Genomic DNA, 1,072 nt, shown 5'->3' with positions numbered 1-1,072 from the left:
TCTTGTACTCTACCTTTGCCCAAAATTCTTAACGATAGAGTGTCTAATGTCTTTGGTAATTGATGAATTACTACTAATCCTGTTCTCTGATATTTAGGTAATAAATAAATTCCTGTACACCAATTATTATTATCACTTTTAGCAGCAAAACCTTCTAATATTGTCTTTGATGCTGTCGGTGTTAATATCCATAATTTTGGATAGTTATCTTCATTGAGGCGAGTATTTTCCCGATTTGCTCGACGGATAAAATCTGTGTTTACCTCTAATAATTTAAGTAAACAACTCCGAATTTCATCAATTGTGACAGGATTTCTAAACGGTTCAAATAAACAAATTGTTGTGGCTAATTTTCCTAATAACCCTAATTCTTCTGGCGAAATTTTTGGTTGATTTGATGGAGCAAAAAAGACATCTACTTGTCTAACTTCACTGCGAATTTCTAGAGGAATTTGACATTCTCCTAGTTGGGATAATAATTCTTCTAAATAATCTTTAGCGAATTGGTCATGGATAAATCTTGTCATTGGTTAATTAGCTATTTTTTTCTGATTTATAGATTACCATAATTTACTTGAAAAACTATTTGTCAATAAAGTAGTTATAATTAGTCAGAATAAAAAAGCGATCGCTCCTTTTTATTAAGAGCGATCGGCAAGAGTTAAATGTATTTTCTCTCTGGAATTTTTCCTAACTAAATAACAGCATTAATCCCCATTATTAAATCTTGCCAATAATTCCTCACGAGATAATTGAAATAGTAAAGGAGTAAATTCCTCTGGAGATAATGACAGCATTGGTTGAATAATTTCTCTGAGTTCGTCATCTACAGAATTAAACCTATACTTTAACAAACTTTCGATAACTGCAGTACGCTCCATTCGGGTAGCTTCTTCCCTTCCTACCTCCCTTCCTTCCTCTCTTCCTAACTGAGTAGCAGCTTCTAATTTTTCTAATAATAGTGGTGATAAACGCATAATTAATTCCCTATCTTGTTCTTCTAATTCTGAACTTCCTTCTAAGTTACTACGTAAAGACGATAATGACAACAAAGCATTTACCCGAAATTGAT

The 1,072-nt window shown here is 32.5% G+C and carries 1 protein-coding gene and 1 pseudogene; both read right to left on the bottom strand.

The annotated features are described in order from the left end of the window. A pseudogene (locus tag F6K40_RS40485) lies at positions 1–527 on the bottom strand (hypothetical protein); the annotation flags it as partial. Positions 528–707: 180 nt separating this feature from the next. Then, a partial coding sequence (locus F6K40_RS40480) for a hypothetical protein (RefSeq protein WP_483143800.1) occupies positions 708–1,072 on the bottom strand: 365 nt, incomplete at its 5' end.

Origin of the sequence: Okeania sp. SIO3I5 (assembly GCF_010672085.1) — a bacterium.
Classification (GTDB): Bacteria; Cyanobacteriota; Cyanobacteriia; order Cyanobacteriales; family Microcoleaceae; genus Trichodesmium.
The sequence above is the reverse complement of the archived record's forward strand: the minus strand, read 5'-3'. Positions and strand labels throughout refer to the sequence as shown.